General features: G+C 58.4%; 7 protein-coding genes. All 7 read right to left on the bottom strand.

The genetic code is table 11. The annotated features are described in order from the left end of the window. Positions 1-698 precede the first annotated feature (698 nt). The 7 genes from VNH11_10045 to VNH11_10015 all read right to left on the bottom strand — a co-directional run bounded on the left by VNH11_10045 (position 699) and on the right by VNH11_10015 (position 6,856). The gene (locus VNH11_10045) at positions 699-863 is read right to left on the bottom strand and encodes a hypothetical protein (GenBank protein ID HVA46692.1); all 165 of its coding nucleotides are present in this window, start codon (positions 861-863) and stop codon (positions 699-701) included. 506 nt (positions 864-1,369) lie between these two features. Continuing rightward, on the bottom strand, positions 1,370-2,068 hold the full coding sequence (locus tag VNH11_10040; GenBank protein ID HVA46691.1) for a hypothetical protein: 699 nt from the start codon (positions 2,066-2,068) through the stop codon (positions 1,370-1,372). Positions 2,069-2,111: 43 nt separating this feature from the next. Continuing rightward, positions 2,112-2,726: a DUF3226 domain-containing protein gene (locus VNH11_10035; protein ID HVA46690.1), complete on the bottom strand. Its 615-nt coding sequence runs from the start codon at positions 2,724-2,726 to the stop codon at positions 2,112-2,114. Then, positions 2,726-3,805, bottom strand: a complete 1,080-nt coding sequence (locus VNH11_10030; protein ID HVA46689.1) for an AAA family ATPase — start codon at positions 3,803-3,805, stop codon at positions 2,726-2,728. The genes VNH11_10035 and VNH11_10030 overlap by 1 nt, the downstream gene beginning before the upstream one ends. Before the next feature lie 162 nt (positions 3,806-3,967). Further along, entirely contained in the window at positions 3,968-4,273 is a 306-nt protein-coding gene (locus VNH11_10025; GenBank protein HVA46688.1) for a hypothetical protein, read from the bottom strand. After that, a complete protein-coding gene (locus tag VNH11_10020; GenBank protein ID HVA46687.1) occupies positions 4,270-5,445 on the bottom strand; it encodes an AAA family ATPase in 1,176 nt (391 codons plus the stop codon). Before VNH11_10020 ends, VNH11_10025 begins: the two co-directional genes overlap by 4 nt. Positions 5,446-5,617: 172 nt before the next feature. Further along, positions 5,618-6,856: a phospholipase D-like domain-containing protein gene (locus VNH11_10015; protein ID HVA46686.1), complete on the bottom strand. Its 1,239-nt coding sequence runs from the start codon at positions 6,854-6,856 to the stop codon at positions 5,618-5,620. Positions 6,857-6,858: the final 2 nt, after the last annotated feature.

The raw sequence follows: 6,858 nt of genomic DNA, 5'->3' as shown, positions 1-6,858 counted from the left end.
GGCGGTCGCCATCGCTCATTTTTCTGTCGGGTAATCTTTCTGTCGTTCTGGTCGTTCTACCGCGGGCTGGCTTGGCATTCCCCTTGTTCCACTTGTTCTACTTCCTGGCTGGCTTGGGATGTTTCAGCGAGTCAGTTGTTGATAAGTTGAGCACCGAAAAAGCATCGTGCATACGCATTAAGCAGCCAGCGCCAAATCAGTACCGTTGGGTGGCTCACTGTCAAAAACCCCGTGTTTCATCGGTGTGGGCAAATTTGCCCACACCGTGCGCGGCCGGGCGGCATTCGGCGGTCGCGCTAGGCCGCTGCTCATTCCTCGGCACGGCTGACACTCGCCATCCTTTGTTCTAACTCGCGACTGGCTTGGGTTGGATCGGTCGCGGGCGTCCGCCTGCTTGGCTCCCTGTGTTCTACCGCGCCGTTGGCTTGGGACCGGATCTTTTCGACTTCTCACCGCGGCTCGACGAACGCCGGCGGCTGGTTCGCCGCGCGGGCAAAAGACTTGCTCAATGAACAGGCAGCCAGATGACCACTATGCACATCATTTGAGCAGCCGCAAAAAAACCCTCTGCCAGGTCAACCGATGGGCAAAAACGCCGTGTTTCATCGGCTGTCGCAAATTTGCGCCAGCCGATCGGCACCGGCGGCCGCCCGACGCCGCTGCTCAATTCTTAGGCACGCCTGACACTCTGCCAACCACTAACCACTAACAACCTCTTTGGCGAAGGCCACCACAGCAGCCTGCAGCACGCGCCCGTTCTCCACAAGCTTGAGTTTTTCGAGGGCCTCCACGGGGCTGGTTACGGCCGATTCCAACCGCCCGGCCGCCGTGGCATCGGCGACCGCACGACGGACCTCGCGCATGTCGAGTTGTTTTAAGCGATAGCGGCCGGCTGATTCTCCCTGCGGTGCAGAGGATGCGAGCGATCGAGCAGCTGGTGTTGGTATTCCGTCTGGAGCATCAGCGAGGTCGTGTTGCCAACGGGCCAATAGCTGCGTCCCCTTTTCCTTTTCGCCCCCTCCTACTCTACTTCAAGAACATTAGGGAATAGATGCGTGTGCAACTCTGGGTACCGAAGCTGCAACCTGCTCGAGAGCCAAGAATAGAGATCGTCCCAATCCGCCTCAGACAATTCATTCGCCGCTTTGCCGGTCTCGGCACAGACGAATGACGCCGCTCGATGGCGTATCGGAATAGCCAACTCCTTCTCCATTTTCATACGACGGACGGCAGAGTAGAGCCGGCCGGCCGCAGTGTGCGGAACGAGCGGACAAGTTCTTTCAAGCGACTCAATCACGGCTGCGAGATTGTCCATACGGTGGGCTCCACGTCGTGACGCGAGTGCGGCACCTTGCGCTCCTTGCCGATTCTACTCCCGTTGCCGTTCGGCGTCGCGGTCTTCGCGAAGATAGATGCGAAGCTGGTCGAGCGGAATCGAGAATTGGGGCAACAGCTCGCGCAGCAGGTCGCGCAGGGCGTTGGCCGAGTGGTTGATCTCGGCGTGAATGCCCTCGGCCACGAGCATCGGCGAGCGCAGTTCGGCGGCATTGGTGTGGAACTCGCGGTGCCCGCGGTTGCTGATGAAGGCGGTGTTTTCGGGCAAGGCGCGGAATCGCTCCAGGTCGCGCCGCGCGAGCTGCTGGCAGACGAGTTCATAGAGCCGGCGCCAGGTGGTGATGCCGGTGGCGGCTTGCCCGTCGAGCACGAAGCCGTGCGGCCGGCGGAAAGTAAAGTCTTTGTCGAGCGTGTAAGGCTGCTCGCGGTCGAGTTCGCGGACGATCCGCTCGTTCTCGTCGCGGTTCTCGGTGCTGCCGCGTTCGGTCTGCTCCAGCCGGACGCTGGTGAAGCCCTGCACCATGTCCGACAGCTCGCTGGCCAGCGCGTCGAACGCCGCCATTTTTTCGTTATAGCGGCGTTTGAATTCCACGCCCTCTTCCAGTGCTCGCGGGTCGTTGTGCTCGATGGATTGCCAGATGTCGTCCGACAGCGCCAGCAGGTTCTCGCGGACCGCTTCCAGGTCTTCGAGAATCCGGCGGACGCGGTCATGGGCTGGAAGAAGGGGTGTCATGGCGAATCTCCAAGTGTGACCAGCCGGTAGCATTTCGTGCGCGCTACATGTTGGCAAGCATTGCTCTAAGCCGATCGAATGCGACGTGATCGAATGGCCATGCTTGACGATATGCCGCGATGCCCGGATACAATTGCGCTTCCTCCTGGGTCGCCAGGTACATCTGGGCGAGATGCTTGTCGCGCTTGTGGCCTTCCGGCAGCCGAATTCCGTTGCCTTCAATGCACACGACGAAATCATGAATGCAGTGGTAGTGCGGGCGGTCGGCGACAGAACTTAGGCAGAGCGTCTCGATCATTCCGGCAGCAACTTCGTTCGGGAAAATCGCAATTTGAGTTCTCACCGAAGGATGAAGTTTTAGCGCATCGATTGCCGTCTGAACAGATTGCTTTGCCTTCACCGCGTCGTCCTCCGCATCTCTTGCGATGAGCAGCGATTGGACGTTGCGGCGAAAATCCTCGCCTGCGGCCTGGGCACGTAGGTACGCATGGAGTTGGTTGATGCCTCCGTAGCTGCGAATCTCAATCGCGTCGCTTAGGCCGAGATGCCGGCATAACGCCTCAAAGAAGTTGGCGGGGGAAAGGCCTTCGACCAGCAACAATTTGGAACGCGCAATTGGCGTAGGGCGGACCGCGTCACGCCGGCTGGGCACAATCATTATCGAACTTCAATCCCAGAAGTAAGGGCTGTCTCAAGCATGTCTTTGTCATACACGGTGGCCGTAACCTCGCCGTCGCTCCGGTCGATCCGCTGAACGGCAAGATCATAAGGATCAGCGTCGGCAAAAGACTCGTACGCGGCCCGCATGCACTCGAAGCTATGCGTCGTCGCGAAGACCTGCACGTTGGATGCACGGGCAGCCTGAGCGATGGCGGTCCACGCAGCCGGCATGGCCGAATAGTGCAAACCGGTTTCGATCTCGTCGATGAGCACCACGCCGTCCTTTGATTCGGCCACCGCGAGCAGCAGCGTCATCAGGCGACCAATTCCTTCGCCCATCAATGGCAAGGGAATCATACGGCCGAGATCGATGTCACCGTGTATGATTGGGCCGGCGCCAGTCACGATGACCGCCAGCCGCTTCAGACGAGGCTCGATGACCCGCAGTGGTTCAACGATTTCCAGCTCCCTTCCAACCTCTTCAAGCTTACTGAACCGCTCCGCATTTTCCGCCGCGTATCCGCCGCGCGCGGTCACAAAGATACTGGTCGGGAATTTGATCTGGCGGCCGTGTTCGAGTGCGATGCCCGTTTCCTTGATGTAGGCACGCGACAACGTGTTCTGTCGTTTCTCGTCTTGATAATGGAACTGCAACTCACTCGGCCCAATGTTGGTTGTGGCCTGCGTGACACGCGGGGCTTTTCTAGCGGCTGCCTTTGTCCCGCGCTTCACGTTGACCTCTTTCGGCGCCGTCAAGGTGATTCTCAGGCTCCTCCTGCCCGTATCTGTTTCGCAGTGCAAAGAGATTTCCTGGTCCATGTTCTTTTCATAAAACAGCCAGCCCCAAAGGTCTTCCGGATCGGAGCGAAATTGATCGATGCCTCGAAACGCACTGACCGCAATGGTGAGTTGAGGATTGGTTGGTCCAAGCAACAAAAACAACGACTCAAGCAGCGCGGTTTTGCCGACGTTGTTGCGGCCGAGAATCAGGTTGAAGCGCTCTAACCCGTCCAGCTCGAGGTGCCGAAATCCTCGGAAACGGTCGATCGTGACGGAGTGGAAGGTGACGTTTTTCATGGTTCGCGCGAACTGGGATCACAAATGCCCTTCACCGTCAATATAACCCTTTCGCGGCTGCGATGTTGTGCCTCTGCAAGCAGATTGCCCCTACAACCGCTAACGTCGAAAAAAATGCCAGACAGCCATAGGCTAAACGGCCAACGGGCTACGAATGGCGTTTCATCGCGTAGCGCGGCGGATCACGGGCCAACCAGCTTTTCGACGAAACGGCAAAAAGCTCCGCACCTGCGCAACCGGCAAGGCGGGACGCTCGTCCCATAAGATAACGACGCGATCACAGCCATTTTCCAGGAGGTCGCGCGCAGCGGTACCGCATTCCTCCAGCAGTCGCTCTTTGTTGTCCATGGGGACGACGTCTACTTCCAAATCGAGGCCCGTTTCGTGCGCCAACAATTCGCCGACGCGGCGGCACATGTGATGTTCCATGCCGTCGGGGCCACACTCGACGAGGATGCCTACCTTCATCGGTCGTTCCGCGTGAGGCGCCCCATCGTGTACAGCCGCCCTGGCGAAAACGATTCCGCCCACGAGGCAAGCTCCTCTTTGTTGGGGCGGGTGAAAACCGGTTCGCCGTCGATTCGCTCCACAACGACAATGTGCTCTAGGGCGAGCAAATCGAGCAGGTAAGGCGAGTGGGTCGTGAGAATGACCTGCGTCGTGCCGAGCGTAATGGCCGCGCGGATCTCCTCGACGAGCATGTTGAGTGTTCGCGGGTCGAGACCGTTCTCGACCTCCTCGACGACCAATAAGGCGGGCGGTGATGGATGACGCAGGCATGCTAAAAGGGCGACGATTCTGAGCGTGCCTCTCGAGATTGACCAGCCTGGGATGTCAAACCCGTTTTCGCCGAGCTTCAGATAAGATGCGCGCTGCGGTTCGGAGGTCCGCGCTGGTTGCAAGTTGCTGGCGTAGGGTAGCACATGACGTATTGCGTCGAGCATGTCCTCGAAACCATCGGGATCTTTGACCAAAAAGTCGTCGAGATACTCGGCAATGTTCGCGCCGTCCCTTGCAAGCGTGACCGCACCTTCCATCCGGCTTGAAACCGGTTGGCCCATACGTTCGGGGTTGAGCATCAGGAATTGCCAGCGATCGAATAATTCCGGGGCGAATCTCTTCAGAATGGACTCGCCACCCGCCAATTCCGGGAGTGGCACCGCGTCCGCGCATGGCCCCGCTTCCGCTGCAGTCGCGAACGTCACTTCGCCGCGGTCATTTCGCGTCCAACGTTCGGTTCGGCCCTTGCGCCGCTCAATCATCTGCTCCTGTTGGATAAACAGCGTATCCCCAATTGGCCCTTGGGTAATCGATTGCTGCCCTGTTAAGTGTGTTCGGAGGTTCCAATCGAAACAGAACCTGAGCGGCGCGTCGAACGCCGGACGATGCGAGGCACGCTCTGCAAATTTTCGCTCCCGCGACTTGTTCAGCACGTGCTCGAAGCCACGCCAGCGGCGGAACGCCGGCTCGACGCCATCTTTTACAATGTCGCGAAAGGTTTCGAGCGCTTCAACGAGACTGCTCTTGCCCGAGCCGTTGTTGCCGATGAGCGCCGTGAGCCAGCCAAATTCGACACGGCCGCTTTCGCGGATCGCCTTGAAGTTCTCAACACGAAAGTAACGTAGTGGTGGCTTTTTCATCGAGCTAGCGTGCTGACGCCCTTCTTGATTTGACCTGTGCTCGCTTCGCATCGATTCGTCCCCACCTCGTTCAGGCCTTGCAAAAACTCGGCGAACAAAGCGAGTTCCATGCGATCGTTCGCGGGCAAGATCGCGCATCGCTTTTCGTCCCGATTCGTGTTTGGCATGTTGGCTAACGAGCTATTTCTTTCCACGCCTCAAGCACGATTCTCCGGTCATCGTCGCGCCAAGATCGCCGGCCCTTATTCTCAAAGTAGTCGTCCACGGCATGACGTAGCGGAGTTGGTAACTCAGGCCCGTGGATAACTGTCGCGAGCCGGCGCAAGTCTTCAATTTCGAGCGCACTGACGACAGCGCTGCCGCTGCACACCAGTTCGATACATTGCAGCGTCAGACGCTCCGATGGTTTCGTAAGATTATCAAAAAAGAATCGTTGGACTTCTTCCCGCAGCGTCCAGAACCGATCAGCCGCGCGCTTAAAAGCACGAATGCGTGGATTAATCGCGTCCAAAGCCGCATCGGGAGTGCGGGCCACCCACTTGCACCAAAGGCTCGCGAGCCGCGCCTCGCTTCGAAATCGGTTCTTTGCCTCGCGTCCAAGTGCCGTTAGATTGTTATCGCGGGCCAGCAACCCGAGAAGGCGAAGGTCACTCCGCTGCTTCGCCGCCAGACGAGGATTAGCTGACAAGCGAGGAAACTCGCGAAGGACTTCTCGCAGGTGATGAAGGTTGCGAATGTTGTTCCCAGCATGATCGATGTTTAGGGTCGCGATGGGAATCGCGACGGTGACGAACAGATCTTCGAGCGACTCGGGATCCACCTCGATAACGCCGCTTCGCACAGCTGCGATCGGAGTTTCAAATGCCTGACGCAGTCGGAGGGCCGACGACGTCCTCCAAGTCTGTTCAAGGAATTCTAAGTCGACATCCGAGAACTCTCGGGTCTGTCGCTTATCGGAGATAAGCGACTCAAACCATGTTCGTAGGTCGTCCAGCACGCTCGGATCCGTTGTTCGTATGCCACACTCCACGGCGCGATTCAAGGCCGATTCGCTCAGATTCGCGCTGCCCACAATCGCTCCTACCGGCTTACCTGTGCCATCGTAAGCAATGATCGCTTTGGCGTGAAATACTTTCCCGCCAACGTAGTTTCGAATCAGCACGCCGGAGTCTCGTATAGCTTCAACGGCTTGCGGCTGGGTAACGCCCAACTGACTCGTCGCAAGCACCCTCGTGGTGGCTGTGCTTATCCCAGCTCTCTTGAGTTCCGTCTGCACCAGATTCCACCCGCCGAGCTTCACATAGCTGACTGCGAAATCTGCGGCATGCGCCCCCGACAACAGTTTCCGAAGCGAGTGGAGGTATCGATCCCCGCTCGCAGAGTTTGTCACGAAGAAGTTCTCGCCAGACACAA

The organism is Pirellulales bacterium (assembly GCA_035533075.1).
Lineage (GTDB): Bacteria > Planctomycetota > Planctomycetia > Pirellulales > JAICIG01 > DASSFG01.
The sequence above is the reverse complement of the archived record's forward strand: the minus strand, read 5'-3'. Positions and strand labels throughout refer to the sequence as shown.